General features: G+C 44.8%; 2 protein-coding genes. Both read left to right on the top strand.

Annotation, left to right across the window (positions count from 1 at the left end; genetic code table 11):
• Window positions 1-305 (top strand): PEP-CTERM sorting domain-containing protein (locus tag A3761_RS07490; protein ID WP_156491722.1); only part of this gene is annotated, 305 nt, incomplete at its 5' end.
• Between the two features lie 138 nt (window positions 306-443).
• Window positions 444-725 (top strand): ATP-binding cassette domain-containing protein (locus A3761_RS07485; protein WP_156491721.1); only part of this gene is annotated, 282 nt, incomplete at its 3' end.

Genomic DNA, 725 nt, shown 5'->3' with positions numbered 1-725 from the left:
AATTAATTGAGTTTGATAGTGACATTGTTGCGATCATCCTCAACGGTAAAAAACTCAATGCGTCGGACAATATATTTGGTGGTACGGGGGCCAATTACGAGACATCAACTTCTCGAAAGTGGGAAAGTAACGATTTTCTAACATTTACTAGCTCCCAGTCGATACTGGTTGATCGCGCAACGGTAGGTCGCTACTGGATTGATGATGCGCGCATCATTACCCAAAGCGTATCAGAACCCTCTTCTATTGCCTTGCTTGGCCTAGGTCTTCTTGGCTTAGTGGGTATTCGTCACAAGAAAATCTAAGTCTCCTCATCACAATCATTACCCTGCTTCGAACGATTTAGTCAATTAGTCTGGAGCAGGGATTGCCAAGCCTGCCTTTTTTAGCTAACGTCTAGCCCATTCAGATCGACCCCGTTTTTACTAATTAAGGCTATTTGTATGGCACAGTACGTATTCACCATGAATCGCGTGGGAAAAGTTGTCCCACCTAAAAAAGAAATCCTCAAAGATATCTCCCTTTCATTTTTTCCCGGCGCCAAAATTGGTGTATTGGGTCTTAATGGCGCGGGTAAATCAACACTGCTAAGAATTATGGCGGGCGTTGATAAAGACTATATTGGTGAAGCCCGCCCTCAGCCGGGTATCAATATTGGCTACCTCGCTCAGGAGCCTGAACTTAACGAAGAAGCAACGGTCAGAGACAACGTTGAAGAAGGCGTG

It is taken from the genome of Oleiphilus sp. HI0123 (assembly GCF_001635315.1).
This window is presented reverse-complemented; position numbering and strand designations above follow the sequence as displayed.